This window comes from Streptomyces sp. NBC_00028, assembly GCF_045041065.1.
Classification (GTDB): Bacteria; Actinomycetota; Actinomycetes; order Streptomycetales; family Streptomycetaceae; genus Streptomyces.
On record NZ_CP108293.1, the window covers coordinates 6,475,649 to 6,491,647 of the forward strand.

The following is a 15,999-nucleotide window of genomic DNA, read 5'->3' on the forward strand; positions in this document are numbered from 1 at the left end:
CGGACCCCCCGTCCGGCACCCGCGCCGGGCACCCGGAGCGGTGCCCCCGCAGCCGCTCCCTCAGGCCCGCCCTCACGGTCGTGCCGTCTCCGATGTCCCGTGGCGGGTCGGGGCCGGGACCAGGGCGGGGCCCGTTCGCAGGCGGCGGTGGACGCCTCGTACCAGGGCGTTGGCCGTGTAGGTCGCGCCGTGGACGAAGCGCATCGCCGGGCCGAAGCCCGAGGCGGTCGTGAGGCCGGCCAGGAACAGGCCGGGGTGGGAGGGCGACTCGAAGTCCCGGCCCACCTCCGGAGTGCCGTCGGCGCCCGTCGCCAGGGCCGTGCGCAGGTCGGCGGAGAGCAGGGCGAGGCGGTCGGCCGTCGGCTTGAAACCTGTCGCGGCGACGACGTGTTCCGTCTCCAGGGTGCCCAGGGATCCGGTGCCGTCGGTGACGTCCAGCCGCAGCCCGCCCGGCACCGCACGCGCCGCCGCCACCTCGTGACCCAGCAGCACCTGCACGGCCGGCTCCACCCGGTCCCGCACCCACCAGGCGCCGGCCGGGCCCAGTGCCGTCGCCGCGATCCGCGCCCGCGTCGGCTCGGGGAGCCGGCGGAAGAGGCCGGGGCGCTCGGCGTAGAACCAGTTGCGCCAGCCGCAGCCCAGGCCGCCGAGCGGGGAGCGGACCGACCGCCACCACGGGCGCTCCCACGGCGGGGGCACGTCGTTCCAGCGCAGCCCACCGGCGCGGGCCAGCACCCGTACCCGTGTGCCCTGTTCGGCGAGCAGCGCGGCCGTCTCCAGCGCCGCCTGACCACCGCCGACGACCGTGACGTCCCGGCCCCGGAAGCGGTCCAGGTCGCCGTGGTGACTGCTGTGCGTCACGAGGGACGCGTCCAGGCCGGTGAGGGCCGTCGGGATCGCCACGAACGGCATGACGCCGACGGCGAGTGCGACCGTACGGGCGGACAGCACCTCCCCGTCGTCGGTGACCGCCTCGAAGCCGCCGGGGGACCGGACGACCCGGGTCACCATGCGCTCGTCCACCTCGGGCCCGGCGTTGCGGGCGAACCACAGGCCGTACTCGGCGAACACCTCCACCGGGATCGGCTCCCCGTGCCGGACGGTCATGCCCCGCTCGGCGCAGTAGGCGTCCAGGCGCCAGCGGCGCCCGGGGTCGGAGAGGTTGGACGCCCACGGCTCCGACTTCAGGAACATCCCGCGGGGCATGTGGTCGCGCCAGGACGCCATGGGCCGCCCGAAGACGCCCACCCGCAGCCCGGCGGCCACGGCGTGGGACGCGATGGACAGGCCGTACGGGCCCGCGCCCACCACCAGCAGGTCGTACATCAGCGACTGCTCGCTTTCTCGTCGTCCGACAGACCGCTCAGCTCCGGTGCGGATCCCTGGCGCACCACACGCGCGCGTGCCAGGTCGACGGGTGGGGTGCACAGCCGGCGCAACCGTTCCAGGACGCGCCGGGACACGTGCCGGGCCCACAACCCCCACATCGTCCAGCCGGGCCGCCGGTCGTCCGGGGCGCACCAGGCCAGCTCCCGGCCGTGGGCCGCCGGGCGCAGCGCGGTCAGCGGGGCGTAGTTCTCCACCACGAACTCCCGCCCGCCCCGCGGCACCCCGTCCGGCAGCGGACGGTGTGTCAGGTCCAGGTGCAGCGCGCGTACGACGTCCAGGCCCGCGGAGTCGCAGAACAGCCGGAACTGGGCGCCGGGGCGCGGGTTGAAGTCCAGGAGGTGCGGAACACCCCCGGCGCCGTGGCGGAAGTCGAGGTCGAAGATGCCGCGGTAGCCCAGCTCACCAGTGATCCGCTCGGCGAGCGCCTGCACCGTCGTGTCCGGCGTCCACCGCCCCACCGCCGTCAACCCGGCGCCGCGCGGCCAGGACGCGAGCTTGACCCCGGCACCGCCGCCGCGGACGGCGCCCGCGCGGTCGGCGTATCCGTGGCAGAAGCGGTCGCCGTCGGGGCCGGGCGGCAGGTACGCCTGGAGCAGCAGCCGGCTGCCCGCCTCCGCGGAACGCAGGTACAGCTCCCGTGCCTCGTGCGCGGAGCGCAGCAGGACCGTGCTGCGCAGCCCGCTCCCGACCGGCAGCAGCCAGGGCCGGCTCCATTTCGCCACCACCGGCAGCCCGAGGTGCCAGGCGGCGCTCGCGGCGTCGGCGGGGCCGTCCGGGATCAGGGTGAGCGGGTGCGGTACGTCCACGGACGCGCACAGCGCGGCCAGTTCCGCCTTGTCGGCGACCCGTTCGGCCAGCGGGCCCGGTGTCGCCGGCAGCAGATAGGAGGGGGCCAGCTCCGCGCGCAGCCCGCTCACCGCGACCGCGCTCGCGTCGTCCATCGGGATCAGCACCGCGGGGCGGGAGATCCGGGCGGCGACGCGGCGCAGGGCCACGGCGATGTCGGCCGCGGGCGCGCCCGGTGGCGGCGGGGGATGGATCTGTCGTACAAAACGCGATCGGGCCACCGGACTTCCGGCGGAATCCGCGATCACATGCACCTCCACTCCGGCCCGGCCGAGCGAGCGCACGGCTCCCAGCGTTCCGTGGTGAAAGGGATTCGGGTCGATCCGCAGCAGAACGGCGGGGACGCGGGTGTCGAACAGCGACACGGATTCCATTCCTTCGGTTGTTTCACCCGTGCGGGCGATCGGGCCACCCGAAAGCCGCAAGCTCGGTGGCGTAGTTCATATTCGTATGACTGAGTGTCAGGTATCGCGTTTCACCTGTCCCCACAGCGCGAGTGTGAGAAAGGAGCAGGCATGGACTCACAGCAGCGAAAGGCCCGGACCGGTCGGCTGGCGTTCATCGCGGTGGCAGTCGCCGCGTCCGCCGCCCTGGCCACCGGGCCCGGATTCGCCGCGGGGGTGGTACGGGCCACCGATCCGCCCGCTCCCACACCCGCGGTGCCCGCAGTGCCCACGGAGCCCGCGGTCCCGGCGGCGCCCACGGCGCCGGAGACCCCGGCGCCGGTGACCGAGCCCGAGCCGGCCGCCAAGGCGCCGGCCTTCGGCGCCTACCTCGACTACGGCCCGCGCGGCGTGGCCCGTATGGCCGAGCTCAGCCGCTGGCTGGGGGGCGCGGAACTGCGCGTCGGCCACACCTATCTGCCCGGTGACCGCTGGAGCAACATCGAGGGCGCCCCCGGCTTCCTCAACGTGTGGGCGGACTGGCGCAACCAGAAGAACGACCGGATGTTGGTCCTCAACGTCCCCATGCTGGAGCGCAACGAGGACCACGTCTCCGACGCCGAGGTGCGGCTGCTGCTGCGCCGGGGCGCGGCGGGGCAGTTCGACGGTCACTTCCGCCGCCTCGCCGAGCGTCTGGTCGAGCTCGGCGTGCCGGACACGGTGCTCGTGCTCGGCTGGGAGATGAACGGCATCACGTACACCCATCGCTGCGGGCCGGACCCGGAGGCCTGGAAGAAGTACTGGAACAGGATCGTCACCACCATGCGTTCGGTGCCGGGCCAGAAATTCCGCTTCGATTTCACGCCCAGCCGCGGCCGGGACTCCATTGCCTGGACGAAGTGTTATCCGGGCGACGACACGGTCGACGTCATCGGCATGGACTCGTACGACCAGCCGGAAGGACTCTCGTTCGACGAGCAGGTGAAGGAGCCCTACGGACTTCAGGAGCACGTGGATTTCGCCAAAGCCCACGGCAAGGCAATTTCCTATCCTGAATGGGGACTCTTCCGCAACGGAGACAACGCCGAGTACATGCGGCGCATGCTCGCGTGGATGGACGAGCACAAGCCGCTGTACAACACGCTGACGGACTACTGCCCGCACGGCGTGTGGCAGTGCGAGGACAACCCGAAGGCGTCCGACGTCTACCGGTCGATCCTCTTCGGCCGCACCCCGGACGAGCCGACGACGGAACCGACGCCGGTCGACCCCACGCCCGAGCCGACGCCCGACCCCACCCCGGCCAACCCGCCCAACTGTTCGCCGATGGATCTGGGCGAGTGGGTGGAGTACTGGATCGGCGGGAAGCTGTGCATGCGCTTCGACTGGTGGTCGCGCAGCCGGTGACGGGCGCGGGCCCCGGTGGTGGCGGGTCGGTCACGATCCGCCACCACCGCCGCGTGCGCGCCACCTGCGCAGCGCCTCCTTGCCGTACCGCCGGGCCGCGACGTCGCACAGCGCCGCCGCCAGCAGCGGTGCGGTGTGCCGCCGGGCCAGCAGCAGCCGCTGGTTGGCGACCGGTTCGGGCTTCCAGTGGTGCTTGTACGGCTCGTTGCCGCGCAGCAGGCTCAGCGTGCCGCGCGCGTGCCCGGTGCACGCGTCCAGCAGCATCACCGCCACGTCCACCTTGCGTTCCCGCAGACACGGATGGGCGCCGTACAGATAGCCGCCCGCCAGGCGCCGCGACAGCAGCGTCAGATCGACGGCCACCACGTCGTCGTCGAGCCGGAACTCGGTGACGACCGCGTCCCCGGAGTGCACCATCGGCCCGACCGAGCGCACCAGGTGGTCGCGGAACCTGGGCCGCAGATGCTCGCTGGTCACCTTGCGGCCCTGCCATTGCAGTTGATGCAGTTCCAGCAGCCGGCGAAGCGCCTTGTCGACCTCGTCCGGTTCGACCACGTGCCGTTCGACGCCGAGCGAGGTCAGCTTGCGCAGCTTGGCGCGCACCCGCTGCTGCGCCTTGGCGGACGGCAGCCGGTCCACCAGTTCCGCCATGGGTACGGCGGGCAGCTCCAGGCACAGCGAGTCGCCGACCCGGCGCCGGGGGCCCGGCCAGTGGTCGTACAGCCGCTCGGCCGCGCCGCCCGGGCGCACCTCGCGCAGGTCGACCAGCGCGGTGCGGGCCGCCCGGGCGAGCCCGTCGCTCAGCGCGGCCACCGCCTCCTCGCCCCGCTCGTCGTCCAGCAGGACGTCCCCGTAGTCGGAGATCGCCCCGCCGAGCGGCACGAGGGAGGGCACCGGGCTCCCCACCCGCATCAGGGGCGCGGCGGCCACCAGGTCGTCGTGGTCGCGGACGACGAGGACCCGCAGCCGGCCGCGACGGCCGTAGGAGAGCCACCAGGAGTGCAGCCAGGCGTGGCTCTGGAACGGGGTCGCGGCGGAGCAACGGCGGTACAGGCGGGCCCAGTCGGGAGCCAGGGCGGCGAAGACGGTGTCGTCGGTGACGAGTTCCGTCGTGTACGTCACAGCTGGCCGTGGGCGTCGGCGGCGACGGCCGGACCGGGCACGGAGGCGGGGCGTCCGCCGGGCTCCCCGGTGGTCCGGCGCGGCCGCACCAGCAGCACCAGGCCGCCCAGGAGTCCGCCCGCGCTCGCGCCGACCAGTCCGGTCAGGGCGGCGGAGGCCGAGGAGGGCTCGGTGGGCTTGGTGGCACGGGCGAACTGCTGGAGCTCGACGTTGGTGGTCGACTCGGTGTTGTCGGCGTGCCGGGTCAGGGCGCGGGCGACTGCGTTGGCCATGTCGGCGGCGAGGTCCGGGCGGGCCGAGGTCGCGGTGATCGCCACCATCGGGGCGTCCGGCGAAGTCACGGTCTGCACACTGGACTTGAGCGTCTTCACGGGCACGCCCGCCCACACCTGGGCGTCCCCGAGCACGGCGAGCTGGGTGGCGACCCGGCCGTAGGCCTGCGCGAAACCGAGCGCGGAGGCCGGGTCGGACTTCTCGGTGGGGACGACGATGACATAGCTGGTGGCCGTGTACGACGGGGCCTTGGCCAGCCCGTACCCGCCGCCCAGCAGGCCGCCGGCGACGGCGCCCGCGGCGAGCAGGGACCAGGCGGGGAGCGCCTTGGCGCGGGTGAGGGCCGCCGGGCGGCGCGGTCCGGTGGGGTTCTCGGTCATGAGGAACTGACTCCCTGGGGTGACGGTGACGACGAGGACGCGCCCGTGTAGACGTCCATCAACTGGGCGGCGCTGCGGGTGATGCAGTAGTGGTGGGCGGCGTCGGGGGCGGTCCGCGGACGCGGTCCCTCGGCGCGGGCCGCGGCGAGGGTGCGGGCGAACTCGTCGGCGCCGCCGCGGACTTGACGGGCGAGGGCGGCCGACTCGGGGGGCAGGTCCTCGATCGCGGGGCAGGAGGCGTAGCGCACCGGCAGCCCGGACGCGAGCGCCTCCACGACCGCGAGGCCGAACGCCTCCTCCGGTGAGGGCGAGGCGAGCACGTCCATCGCCCAGGTGAGGGAGGGCAGGTCGGGGCCGGGTGAACCGTCGGCCACATAGGGCCGTTCGCCGGTGAACAGGACGCGGTCGGCGACCCCCGCCTCCCGGGCGGTGCGCCGCAGGACGCTCTCGTCCGGACCGCCGCCGACCAGCAACAGCCAGCAGTCCGGCGGGAGTTGGGCGAGCGCGTGGATGAGGGTGCCGAACCGCTTGCCCGCCGTGAGGCGTCCGATGCCGCCGACGACGTACGCGTCCTCGGGCAGACCGAGGCGGCGGCGGGTGTGGAGGCGCTGGAGGGGGTCGAAGCGGAAGCGGGTCAGGTCGATGCCGTTGGGGACGACCTCGATGCGGGGGGCCGGTACGCCCCAGTTCCGCAGGCGCTGGGCGACCGTGGGGGAGACGGCGACCGTGGCGCGGCCCAGGCGCTCGCTGGCCAGGTAGAGGCCGCGGACCCCGGCGGTGAGGCGGCGGCCCTCCATCTGCGAGTCGCCCAGGGAGTGTTCGGTGGCGACGACCGCGCGGACCCCGGCGAGCCGGGCGGCGAGCCGGCCGTAGACGCAGGCCCGGTACAGATGGGTGTGGACGAGGTCGTAGCCGCCGGAGCGGATCAGCCGTACCAGCCGGGGCAGCGCGGCCAGGTCACGGTTGCCGGCCATCCCGAGGTGCGTCACCGGGACCCCGTCGGCGATCAGACCGTCGGCCACCGCACCCGGGTTGGTGAGCGTGACGACCTCGCAGTCGACCGGCAAGTGCCGCAACAGCAGCCGCAGTTGCTGCTCGGCACCGCCGACGCCGAGGCCGGTGATGACATGGAGGACCTTCACCTCAGATCCCCTCCACGGGGCGGCGCCGCAGCCGGTGCAGCCGGTGTTTGAGGAAGAGGCGGACGGCGGTGTCGTTCTGCCCGACATGGACGCGGGGCAGGGCGAGGGGGCTGTCGAACGGGCCGGGGTCGATGGCGCAGGCGTACCGGTATCCGGCGTCCCTTACGGCGTCGACGGCGCGCTGGTCGAGGGTGCCGTAGGGGTAGCAGAACCCGTCGACCGCCGCGCCGGTGATCTCCTCCAGTGCGGCCCGGCTCTCGACGACCTCGGACTTCAGCCGGAGGTCGTCGGTCCCGGTGAGGTCGACGTGGGTGAGACCGTGCGAGCCGATCTCGACGCCGGCCCGCGCCGCCTGGCGGATGCCGTCGGCGGTGAGCAGCGGCTTGCGCGGGCCCAGCGGGTCCCAGGCGTTGTCGCCGCCGAGCCGGCCGGGCAGCACGAACAGGGTGGCGCCGAAGCCGTGCCGCCGCAGGACGGGCAGGGCGTCGGTCAGGAAGTCGGCGTACCCGTCGTCGAAGGTCAGCCCGACCAGGCCCGTGCGGTCCGGGGCGGCCAGCAGCTCGGCCACGGACACGCCCCGCAGACCACGGCGGCCGAGCCAGGTCAGCTGCCGGTCGAGGCGGTCCGGGGCGACCGTGATGCGGTACGGGTCGTCGGAGCAGTCGCCGACCGAGTGGTACATCGCGATCCACGGAACGGTGCGCGGTCCGACGGGGGCGGCGGAATCAACGGGTGCGGCCATGCGTGAGCCTCCGCGTGAGGGTGCGTACGGATCGGAGTGCGGGTACGACGCCCTGGGCGTCCAGCGCCCAGGCGAGCAGGACGAACACGGCGACCACGGTGGTGCCGCCCGCGGCGAGCCCGGGGACGGCCGCGGGCACCTGTTCGGCGACGAACGTCCCGGCGATGGTCGCGACCACCGCGGCCCGCACCGGCTTGCTCAGCTCGCCCAGGACGCCCCGGACGCGGATCGGCACACTGCGCGGCCCCATCCCGGCGAGCAGCACCACGGCCGTCACGGTGATGCCGGAGGCGTTGGCGGCGGCGATGCCGAGCACACCCAAGCTGCCCACGGTCCAGGCGCCGATCCAGGACGTGGCGACGATGCCGGTGGCCATCGCGGCGACCGGGTACCAGCTCGGCCGGCCGGCGGAGAAGTACGACCGCACGAGCACGCCGGTCAGGGTCTGGCCGAGCAACCCGAGGGCGTAGACCCGCATGACGTCCGCCGTCGCGGAGGTGTCCCGGGCGGTGAACGCGCCCCGCTGGAAGAGGAGTTCGACGATCTGCGGGGCGCAGGAGATCACCACGGCCGCGCCGAGCAGCAGCATGCAGCAGGTCAGCGCCAGGTCCCGCTCCACCCGGCTGCGGGCCCGCTCGACGTCCCCGTCGGCGAGCGCCCGCGCGACCACCGGGAAGGTGACCGTGCACAGCATCATCGACAGCGTCATCGGGATCTGGGCCACCTTCTGCGCGTAGTTCAGGTGCGAGATGGCCCCGGCGTCGAGCGTGGAGGCGAGGAAGCGCTCGATGAGGGTCTGGGACTGCCGGCACAGGGCGAAGAGCAGGACCGTGGCGACGAGGGCGCCGGTGACGGCCCGCTCGGAGGCCCCGGTGGTCGGCTGCTCGACGGCGGGGGCGGTGGCCTTGCGGCGCAGCTGCCGGATGAACGACGGCAGTTGGACCAGCACCATCAGCCCGCCGCCGACGGCCACCCCGATCGCCGCCGACCGCACGCCCCAGTGCCCGCCCAGGACGAACATCGCCGTGATGATCCCGGTGTTGTACGCCACGTAGATCGCGGCCGGCGCGAGGAACCTGCGGTGGGCCCGCAGCGCCGCGCTGCCGTACCCGGCGAGACCGAAGCCGAGCACGCACAGGGCGGTGAGGCGGGTGCAGTCGACGGCGAGGGCCGGGTCGGGCAGGCCGGGCGCGAGGGCCTCGACGAGGTAGGGGGCGGTGCCGGCGATGAGCGCGGACACGGCGACGAAGGCGAGCGAGAGGCGCGGCAGCGTGCTGCCGACCAGCGCGCGCACGGGGTCGCCGGGAGCGCCCTGGGCCCGCCGGGCCAGCGCCAGGCTGAACGCCGGGACCAGCGCGAAGGCCAGGCCGTCCTCGATGAGCAGCGTCGAGGCGAACTCCGGGATCGTCCACGCGACCAGGAAGGCGTCCGTCTCGCTCCCCGCCCCGAACAGCCGCGCCAGCGCCTGGTCCCGGACGAGCCCGAGCAGGGCGCCGGCCGCGGTGAGGACGGCGGTGATCAGGGCGGCTTTGGCGAGGAAGCCGCGGGAGGCGGGGGCGACGTCGGGGGTGGCGGCCGGTGCGGCGGCCCGTGCCGCGGGGACGGCCACCGGACCGGCGTCGGTGTCGGCCCGGGACGGCCGGGAGCGCGTGACCCTCATCGCGAGGCGGCCTCCTCGGCGCGGACGGGTACCGCGAGCGGCACCGTCACGGGTTCCCGCAGGCCGCTCCCGGCCAGCCCCCACCACGCCGCCAGCCCGAAGCAGAGGGCCGTCAGCACGGTGGAGGGCCCGCCGATGTCGGCGTACACGAAGTCGGTCAACTGCCACACCAGCAGCCCGCAGGCGACGAGCCCACAGTCGAGCCCCCGCCCGGAGACGGCTCCGCCGCCCAGGGCCGCGCGACCGGAGACGGCCCCGGTGTCCAGGGCGGCCCCGGCGCCGGACCGCCGTACCCGCGCCAGCCCCCGCAGCCCGCACACCAGCAGTGCCAGCCAGCCACCGGCCAGCGCGAGCAGCCCGATCAGGCCCTGTTCGGCGAGGATCAGGAGGTACATGTTGTGCGGGGACAGCAGGGGCTGCTTGCGGAAGGCCGCGCCCGCGCCCTCCGTGTCGCTGCCGGCGGACAGCGCGAGCGAGGCGTGCGCGTCCCGGTGTTCGGGGAAGCCCTTCAACCCGACGCCGGTCAGCGGCTGTTCGCGCCACATGTCCACCGCGGCCGCCCACATGGTGTATCGGTCGGTGACGGACTGGTCGGGCGCGTCGGTGACCTGCGTGATGCTGTTGACGCGCTCCTGGAGCATCGCCGAGCCGACGCCGAAGCCGCCGACGAGGACCACCCCGAGCGCGGCCACCACGGCGCCCACCTTCAGTGCCCGCCGCAGCCCGGCCAGCATCAGTTGCGCCGAGCAGGTCACCGCGGTCGCGATCCACGCCCCGCGGCTGAAGGACAGGGCCAGCGGGACGAGCAGCGCCAGCGCACAGCACGCGGCGATCGTCCGCTGCCGTACGGCGGTGGTGCCGAGCGCGAGGCCCACCGCGCAGATCAGCCCGAAGCAGACGACGGTCGCCATCCCCATCACGTCCTGCGCCCCGAAGGTGCCGACCGCGCGGATCTCCTGGCCCTGGTAGGAGGCGCCGGTCCCGGTCAGGAACTGGTGCACGCCGATCGCCCCCTGCCACAGGGCGAGGCCGACGAAGGACCAGGCGAGGACGCGGAAGTCGCCGCGGTGCCGGATCAGGAGCAGGACCGCGGCGGGGACGAGGACGAAGATCTGGAGGTAGCGGCCCATGCCGGTGATCCCGGCACCCGGCGTCGCGGCGCCCATGGCGGCGATCGCCAGCCCGAGCACCGGCAGGCCCAGGACCACGGCGGCGGTACGGGACAGGGGGCGCCGACGGTCCCGTACGAGACGGATCCCGCAGTACAGCACCATCAGCGCGGAGACCGCGTCGGCCGGACCCGCGCCGCCCTCGCCGCCCGGTCCGAGCGGCAGCCCCAGCAGGGCGATCACCACGATGGCCGGAAGCACCGGCAGTACCCGAGGCAGCCTCATCGTCAGCTCCCCGTCGGACGGACGAGCGCGGCGGCGGTGCGGGCGAGGATGCAGATGTCCTGCCACAGCGACCAGTTGTCGATGTACGCGTTGTCGAAGCGGGCCCGGTCCTCGATGGAGGTGTCGCCGCGCAGGCCGTGGATCTGGGCGAGCCCGGTGATGCCGGTCTGCATGCGGTGACGGGCCGCGTAGCCGGGGTACATCTGGCTGAACTGGCCGACGAAGTAGGGCCGTTCGGGTCTCGGGCCGACCAGGCTCATGTCGCCCCAGAAGACGTTCCACAGCTGGAGCAGCTCGTCCAGGGAGGTGCGTCGCAGGAAGCGGCAGAACCAGGACATCTGGCGTTCGTTCGCCACGCTCCAGCGGGTCGCCGACTCGTGCTCGTCGACCGGGCGGTGGGTGCGGAACTTCAGCAGGGTGAAGGGGCGCCCGTCCTTGCCGATGCGTTCCTGGCGGAAGACGACACCGGGTCCGTCGGTCAGCCGCAGCACCACCGCGCACACCAGCAGCAAGGGGCTGACCAGCAGCAGCAGCGTCCCGGCGACCAGCACGTCGAGGAGCCGCTTGCCGAAGCTGCCGGGCCGCCGACCGCCCATGTCGAGACGCCGGCAGGCGTACCCGGCGAGCTGGTCGCGGGAGGCGTACGAGGGGGTGTCCGCGTCGACCTCCCACACCGCGCAGCCCGACTCGGCGAGCGCTCGCAGCAGCGGCCCCTGCCCGGTCCGTACGGACGGATGGACGACGAGGACGTCCCGGACGCCGTTCTGGATGAGCGCCCGTTCCACCTCCCCGCCGGTGGTCAGCACGGGCAGGCCGTCGCTGCCGTCGGGCTGCTCGGCCACCACGCCCACCGGCCGTACCCCGCAGCGGGGGTGGCGCAGCAGGCCGGCGGCCACGCGCTGCGCGGTCGCCGCCGGGCCGAGGACGAGGGCCGCGCGCGGTCGGCCGCGCAGGACCGTGCGGCGCCGCCAGTGCACGGTGCCGCGGGTCGCGCAGGCCGCGACCGTCTGGAGCAGGAAGCCGGCGGCGAGGGCGCGGGCGTCCAGGGCGTGCTGCGGGGCGTACGCGGCGACGAGCGCGCCGAGCGCCAGCCAGCCGACCGCGATCCGGCCGCAGACGGCGGGCAGTTCGTCGAGGACGCCCGGCACCGCGCGCGGCAGCTGCGGGCGCAGCAGCATCGACGCGGCGACCAGCAGGGCCGCGAGCAGCGGCTGGTGCGCGGTGCCGGTGAGGGCGAGGGCGCCCAGCAGGGCGGCGGCCAGGTCCGCGGCGAGCAGCGGCACGGGGGAGGCGGGCCGGGGCTGCGGGCGGCGGTGCGGGAACCGGAAACCGCCGGTGACACCACGTGAGGCGAGGACCGAGACGGGCGAGAAGCCGGGGTCGCGTGGCTGCCCGCCGGGCGAGGGGAGGGTGCTTTCCGCGGTCACGAGTGGATCGACTCCCTGTACTCGGAGGGCATGACGCGGCCTGTCGTACCGAGCAGTTCGCGGTACAGGTCCGCCACCGCCTCGGTGGTGTGCCGCACGTCGTGCGTGGCCAGCACGTGCCGGCGCCCCTGGTGGCCGAGCGACTCGCACAGCAGGGGATCGAGCAGCAGCTCGGCGACGGCCGCGGCGAGCGGCGCGGGACGCTCCGGCGGGACGACGCAGTGCGGTACGAGCTGCGGCGGCAGGCTCTCCCGGGCCCCGTCCACGTCGCTCAGCACCACCGGCCGCCCGCACGCCATCGCCTCCAGCGGGGCGAGCGCCATGCCCTCCCAGCGCGAGGGCAGGACGACCAGATCGGCGGCCTGGTACCAGGGGGCGGTGTCGGGGACGTCCCCGACGAACAGCACCGACTCCGGTGCCAGGGCCCGCAGTTGGTCCCGGTCGGGGCCGTCACCGACCAGCGCGAGCCGGGCTCGCGGCACCCGCCCGAGCACCGCCTCCCACGCCGTCAGCAGAACGTCCTGTCCCTTCTGCCGGCACAGCCGCCCCACGCAGACGACGAGCGGGGCGGCGGGATCGACATCGGGCAGCAGGGAGGCCCGTACGGTGCCCACGGCTGCGGGGTGGAAGCGGGCGGGTTCGATGCCGTTGGGGACGACGCTCCAGGGGGCGGCGATCCGGGCGCGTACGCCGGTCGTGCGCTCCGCCTCGCTCACGCACACCACCCGGGAGGCCCAGCGCGCCCCCCACCGCTCCCACTTCAGGGCGAGCGCCGCGGTGGTCCCGCCGACCGCCTCGAACGACCAGGCGTGCGGCTGGAACACGGTCGGGATCCGTCCGCGCACCGCGAGCCGGCCGGCGAGACCGGCCTTCGCACTGTGTGCGTGCACCAGTTCGGGCCGTACCTCTTCGATCACCCGTGCGAGCCGCCGTACCTCACCCGGGAGCGACGGTCCCGGGGACCGTGTCGCGGACCAGTGTCGTACCTCGGCGCCCAGCGCCCGCAGCCCGTCGGCGAAGGCCCCGCCCGGACAGGCCACCGTGACCCGCGTCCCGGCCGTGAGCTGGGCCCGGACCAGGTCCGTCACGACCCGGGCGACCCCGCCGTCCACAGGCTGCGTCACATGCAGGACCCGTGGCCGAGGGTCGGTTGCTGACTGGTGCATTGCGCGGTTTCCTCGCTCACGGACGGCACTCGGGACGGGCGGGAACGCGCCTCAGCTCTGGGCGTCGACGGCGACGAAGAGCGCGCCGGCCCACGCCGCGTCCCGCTGGGAAACGAGCCGGAAGGCCAGCTGGTCACCACCGCGTCGCAGAGCCGTGCCGAGATCGAACACATCGGAGTCGTAGCCGAGCGTGTTCACGTACGACGGGACACGCGCCGCCGGCCGCTCGCCGGGCTCGCTGATCGTCGAATTCAGTACGTCCGAACGGGGGTTGGCGGCGTCGGTCAGCGCGACGGGGGCCCGGCGATCGGCCGAGAGGGTGAGGGAGTCGCCCGTACGGCCGCGGTCGCCGTCGTAGGCGACCAGACCCACCCGGCCGGAGGCGCCCTTGGGGAAGCGCAGTCCGCGCGGGGCGAGATCCCGGCCCGTTCCGAGCGTGTCGAAGCCGTCCCACAGGGCGAGGTGCCGCAGCGGCTCCGCCGCCTTCTCGTACGCCACGACGAGCGTCCAGCCGCCCCACGCGCCGGCCGTCGACCTCCCCATCGCCACATTGACCTGCGCGACGGTGTACAGCCCCGAACCGCTCTCCCGCACCAGCTTCGTGACGTCCGCCGAGGCCTGGAAGGCGTCCGCGCCCTGGGCCGTCCGATGGCCGACCAGGGTGTCGGCGAGGACCTCCTTGTACTGGCCGCCGGGCTCGGCGATCAGCACCCGCCCGTTGTCCTTCGGCGGCTTCTGCTCGCCGACCCGGAGGTTGCCGCCCCAGTACAGGCGCGCGTACGTGGCCCGGGCGCCGTCGGGCAGCCGGACCTCGGCGCGGGAGGAGTTGTAGGTGTTGGGGTCGGTGTCGACGTCGACGTAGAACATGTCGAAGTCGCCGTTGGCCGCCGCGCCGCCCTCGCGCACGGCCGGGCAGGAGAGCTGGGCCGCGGTCGCCCGGCAGCTGATCGAGGCGTTCGCCGCGCGGACGATGCCGCCGTGCTGGAGGGCCCGGTACCGCTCCGCGAACGGGATCCGCCCGGCCTCGGGGGAGGGCGGGGCGGTGGCCAGGGCGCCGCCGGGTACCCAGAGCGTGGCGAGGGTGAGGGCTCCCACCGTCGCTCGGCGCAGCAGCGGACGCAGGGATTGGCGCATGACCGGGGTCGCCCTTCCGGGAGGTTGCGGGGAGGGGTGGGACACCCGGGTCGTGATGCCAGGGCGTCAAATGAGTGCGATTTGCTGGCTATAGGGGTGCGTCGTGGGGTCCGCAACTCTAGCTGCTATGCGTATTAATCCTGCGAAAGCGGACAAGTGTGTCGGAATGGTGAAGCAGGGCCTGTCGCGAGATCACCCCATTGGCGGCGCAACTCCCGCGCGCGCCGCGCGTTGACACAGCGCCGGGCATCCGCCCGGGTGTTTGTGTCAACCCAAGGAGCACCTCTCCATGTCGCGTATCGCGAAGGGCCTGGTCCTTACCTCCGCTGCTGTCGCGGCCGTCGCCGGCGGCGCCGGTATCGCCGCCGCCGACGCCGGCGCGCAGGGCGCGGCCGCCCACTCCCCGGGCGTCCTGTCGGGCAACGTCGTCCAGGTTCCGGTCCACGTTCCGGTCAACGTCTGCGGCAACACCGTGAACGTCATCGGTCTGCTGAACCCCGCCTTCGGCAACACCTGCGTCAACGACTGACGTCGGCTCGCAGCCCTTGACCGGCCGTCCTCCTGTGGTTCCCCCGCAGGAGGGCGGCCGGTTCGCGTTGCCCCGAATGGGCGGACCGGGCGGCGACACGGTCGACGGGGCTTGACAGGCCGTCTCACCAGGGAGGACGCCCGACGCGGGCGATCACTCCACGCATCCATTCGGTTGCATCCCGTGGCGAGCGCTTTCACGGTGGGCACAGGTTCCGTCCCCACCGAAAAGGAAATCTCCATGCCCGCACGTCGTATCGCGTCCACGGCCCTCAGCGCCACGCTCCTCATCGGCATCGCGGCTCCGGCCGCCGTGGCGGTCGACAACCAGTCGAAGGCCGAGCGCATCGAGGCGGCGGCCAAGGCACCCCTCCCCGGCGTCGACGGTCTGCTCACCCAGCTCAAGGCCCTCGGCGACCTCGGGGGCCTGCTCACCCCGGTCACCGACGTACTGAACACCGTGCTCAAGGCCGACGACGGCCAGATCACGCCCGAACAGGCGACCCAGCTCCTCGACGGCGTGAAGGCGGCCATCGCCAAGATCACGGCCGCGGCTCCGGTCCCGGTGCCGGAGACCCCCGTGACGCCGACGACCCCGCCGGCCACCGCCGCCGCCCCGACCACCCCGCCGGCCGCGACCGCCCCGGTCACCGGGCTGCTGCCGCTGCCCGTGACCAAGAGCGGCGACGACTCCAAGGCGCCGTCCGCGGACGCCGTCGGCGACGCGCTCACCGCCCTTCAGCAGGCGGTCAGCGACCTGCTCGCGGCGGCCACCGGCGGCGACCCCACCAAGGTGGTCCCGGCCGCGACAGCGGTGGTCGGCAAGCTCCTCAACGCCATCCTCGCGCTGCTGCTCGGCGGCGGACTGCCGCTGCCGCTCCCGGTGCCCCTGCCGGTGGACACCGGCGCCGCGACCGGCGCCACCGACACCGTGGGCGGTCTGCTGCCCACCTCCTGACCACCGCCTCAGCCGTGGTGCGGGCCCGCCGGCCCGTACCACGGCTGT

14 protein-coding genes are annotated in these 15,999 nt (G+C 74.2%); 3 read left to right on the forward strand and 11 right to left on the reverse strand.

The genetic code is table 11. The annotated features are described in order from the left end of the window. Positions 1 to 72 precede the first annotated feature (72 nt). Together OG885_RS29135 and OG885_RS29140 are read right to left on the reverse strand one after the other, a co-directional pair. Positions 73 to 1,326, reverse strand: coding sequence for an NAD(P)-binding domain-containing protein (locus OG885_RS29135; RefSeq protein ID WP_405736908.1), 1,254 nt, complete (start codon positions 1,324 to 1,326; stop codon positions 73 to 75). After that, entirely contained in the window at positions 1,326 to 2,600 is a 1,275-nt protein-coding gene (locus OG885_RS29140; protein WP_405736911.1) for an ATP-grasp domain-containing protein, read from the reverse strand. The genes OG885_RS29135 and OG885_RS29140 overlap by 1 nt, the downstream gene beginning before the upstream one ends. Positions 2,601 to 2,750: 150 nt before the next feature. Between OG885_RS29140 and OG885_RS29145 the strand changes: the two genes are divergently transcribed. After that, positions 2,751 to 4,025: a glycoside hydrolase family 26 protein gene (locus tag OG885_RS29145; protein ID WP_405736914.1), complete on the forward strand. Its 1,275-nt coding sequence runs from the start codon at positions 2,751 to 2,753 to the stop codon at positions 4,023 to 4,025. Between the two features lie 30 nt (positions 4,026 to 4,055). Here OG885_RS29145 and OG885_RS29150 read toward each other — a convergent pair whose 3' ends face one another. Genes OG885_RS29150 through OG885_RS29190 form a run of 9 tightly spaced genes read right to left on the reverse strand, consistent with a single transcriptional unit; the run spans position 4,056 to position 14,465 of the window. Next, the gene (locus OG885_RS29150) at positions 4,056 to 5,147 is read right to left on the reverse strand and encodes a GNAT family N-acetyltransferase (protein ID WP_405736917.1); all 1,092 of its coding nucleotides are present in this window, start codon (positions 5,145 to 5,147) and stop codon (positions 4,056 to 4,058) included. After that, a complete protein-coding gene (locus OG885_RS29155) occupies positions 5,144 to 5,800 on the reverse strand; it encodes a lipopolysaccharide biosynthesis protein (RefSeq protein ID WP_405736920.1) in 657 nt (218 codons plus the stop codon). Before OG885_RS29155 ends, OG885_RS29150 begins: the two co-directional genes overlap by 4 nt. Next, positions 5,797 to 6,942: a glycosyltransferase gene (locus OG885_RS29160; RefSeq protein ID WP_405736923.1), complete on the reverse strand. Its 1,146-nt coding sequence runs from the start codon at positions 6,940 to 6,942 to the stop codon at positions 5,797 to 5,799. The genes OG885_RS29155 and OG885_RS29160 overlap by 4 nt, the downstream gene beginning before the upstream one ends. Before the next feature lies 1 nt (position 6,943). After that, positions 6,944 to 7,684, reverse strand: a complete 741-nt coding sequence (locus OG885_RS29165; protein ID WP_405736925.1) for a polysaccharide deacetylase family protein — start codon at positions 7,682 to 7,684, stop codon at positions 6,944 to 6,946. Beyond that, positions 7,668 to 9,344 (reverse strand): murein biosynthesis integral membrane protein MurJ, encoded by a 1,677-nt coding sequence (gene murJ, locus OG885_RS29170; protein ID WP_405736928.1) that lies wholly within the window; start codon positions 9,342 to 9,344, stop codon positions 7,668 to 7,670. Before murJ ends, OG885_RS29165 begins: the two co-directional genes overlap by 17 nt. After that, positions 9,341 to 10,738: an O-antigen ligase family protein gene (locus OG885_RS29175; protein WP_405736931.1), complete on the reverse strand. Its 1,398-nt coding sequence runs from the start codon at positions 10,736 to 10,738 to the stop codon at positions 9,341 to 9,343. Before OG885_RS29175 ends, murJ begins: the two co-directional genes overlap by 4 nt. Before the next feature lie 2 nt (positions 10,739 to 10,740). Beyond that, the gene (locus OG885_RS29180; RefSeq protein WP_405736933.1) at positions 10,741 to 12,165 is read right to left on the reverse strand and encodes an exopolysaccharide biosynthesis polyprenyl glycosylphosphotransferase; all 1,425 of its coding nucleotides are present in this window, start codon (positions 12,163 to 12,165) and stop codon (positions 10,741 to 10,743) included. Continuing rightward, positions 12,162 to 13,331, reverse strand: a complete 1,170-nt coding sequence (locus tag OG885_RS29185) for a glycosyltransferase (RefSeq protein ID WP_405736936.1) — start codon at positions 13,329 to 13,331, stop codon at positions 12,162 to 12,164. Before OG885_RS29185 ends, OG885_RS29180 begins: the two co-directional genes overlap by 4 nt. A 51-nt stretch (positions 13,332 to 13,382) precedes the next feature. Continuing rightward, positions 13,383 to 14,465 carry a DUF3344 domain-containing protein gene (locus OG885_RS29190; RefSeq protein ID WP_405736939.1) on the reverse strand — a complete coding sequence of 361 codons (1,083 nt, stop codon included), beginning with the start codon at positions 14,463 to 14,465 and terminating at the stop codon, positions 13,383 to 13,385. A 289-nt stretch (positions 14,466 to 14,754) separates the two neighbouring features. On the opposite strand from OG885_RS29190, the gene OG885_RS29195 reads away from it, so the two are divergent. Both OG885_RS29195 and OG885_RS29200 read left to right on the forward strand, forming a co-directional pair. Continuing rightward, positions 14,755 to 14,994, forward strand: a complete 240-nt coding sequence (locus OG885_RS29195) for a chaplin (protein ID WP_059191878.1) — start codon at positions 14,755 to 14,757, stop codon at positions 14,992 to 14,994. 240 nt (positions 14,995 to 15,234) lie between these two features. Then, positions 15,235 to 15,951, forward strand: coding sequence for a hypothetical protein (locus OG885_RS29200; RefSeq protein WP_405736942.1), 717 nt, complete (start codon positions 15,235 to 15,237; stop codon positions 15,949 to 15,951). Positions 15,952 to 15,999 lie beyond the last annotated feature (48 nt).

What these genes read in the sequence shown, in the direction of transcription:
- OG885_RS29185 (WP_405736936.1), bottom strand. Translation starts at nt 13,331, where the DNA reads ATGCACCAGTCAGCAACCGACCCTCGGCCACGGGTCCTGCATGTGACG.
- OG885_RS29195 (WP_059191878.1), top strand. Translation starts at nt 14,755, where the DNA reads ATGTCGCGTATCGCGAAGGGCCTGGTCCTTACCTCCGCTGCTGTCGCG.
- OG885_RS29175 (WP_405736931.1), bottom strand. Translation starts at nt 10,738, where the DNA reads ATGAGGCTGCCTCGGGTACTGCCGGTGCTTCCGGCCATCGTGGTGATC.
- OG885_RS29200 (WP_405736942.1), top strand. Translation starts at nt 15,235, where the DNA reads ATGCCCGCACGTCGTATCGCGTCCACGGCCCTCAGCGCCACGCTCCTC.
- OG885_RS29165 (WP_405736925.1), bottom strand. Translation starts at nt 7,684, where the DNA reads ATGGCCGCACCCGTTGATTCCGCCGCCCCCGTCGGACCGCGCACCGTT.
- murJ (WP_405736928.1), bottom strand. Translation starts at nt 9,344, where the DNA reads ATGAGGGTCACGCGCTCCCGGCCGTCCCGGGCCGACACCGACGCCGGT.
- OG885_RS29155 (WP_405736920.1), bottom strand. Translation starts at nt 5,800, where the DNA reads ATGACCGAGAACCCCACCGGACCGCGCCGCCCGGCGGCCCTCACCCGC.
- OG885_RS29190 (WP_405736939.1), bottom strand. Translation starts at nt 14,465, where the DNA reads ATGCGCCAATCCCTGCGTCCGCTGCTGCGCCGAGCGACGGTGGGAGCC.
- OG885_RS29145 (WP_405736914.1), top strand. Translation starts at nt 2,751, where the DNA reads ATGGACTCACAGCAGCGAAAGGCCCGGACCGGTCGGCTGGCGTTCATC.
- OG885_RS29135 (WP_405736908.1), bottom strand. Translation starts at nt 1,326, where the DNA reads ATGTACGACCTGCTGGTGGTGGGCGCGGGCCCGTACGGCCTGTCCATC.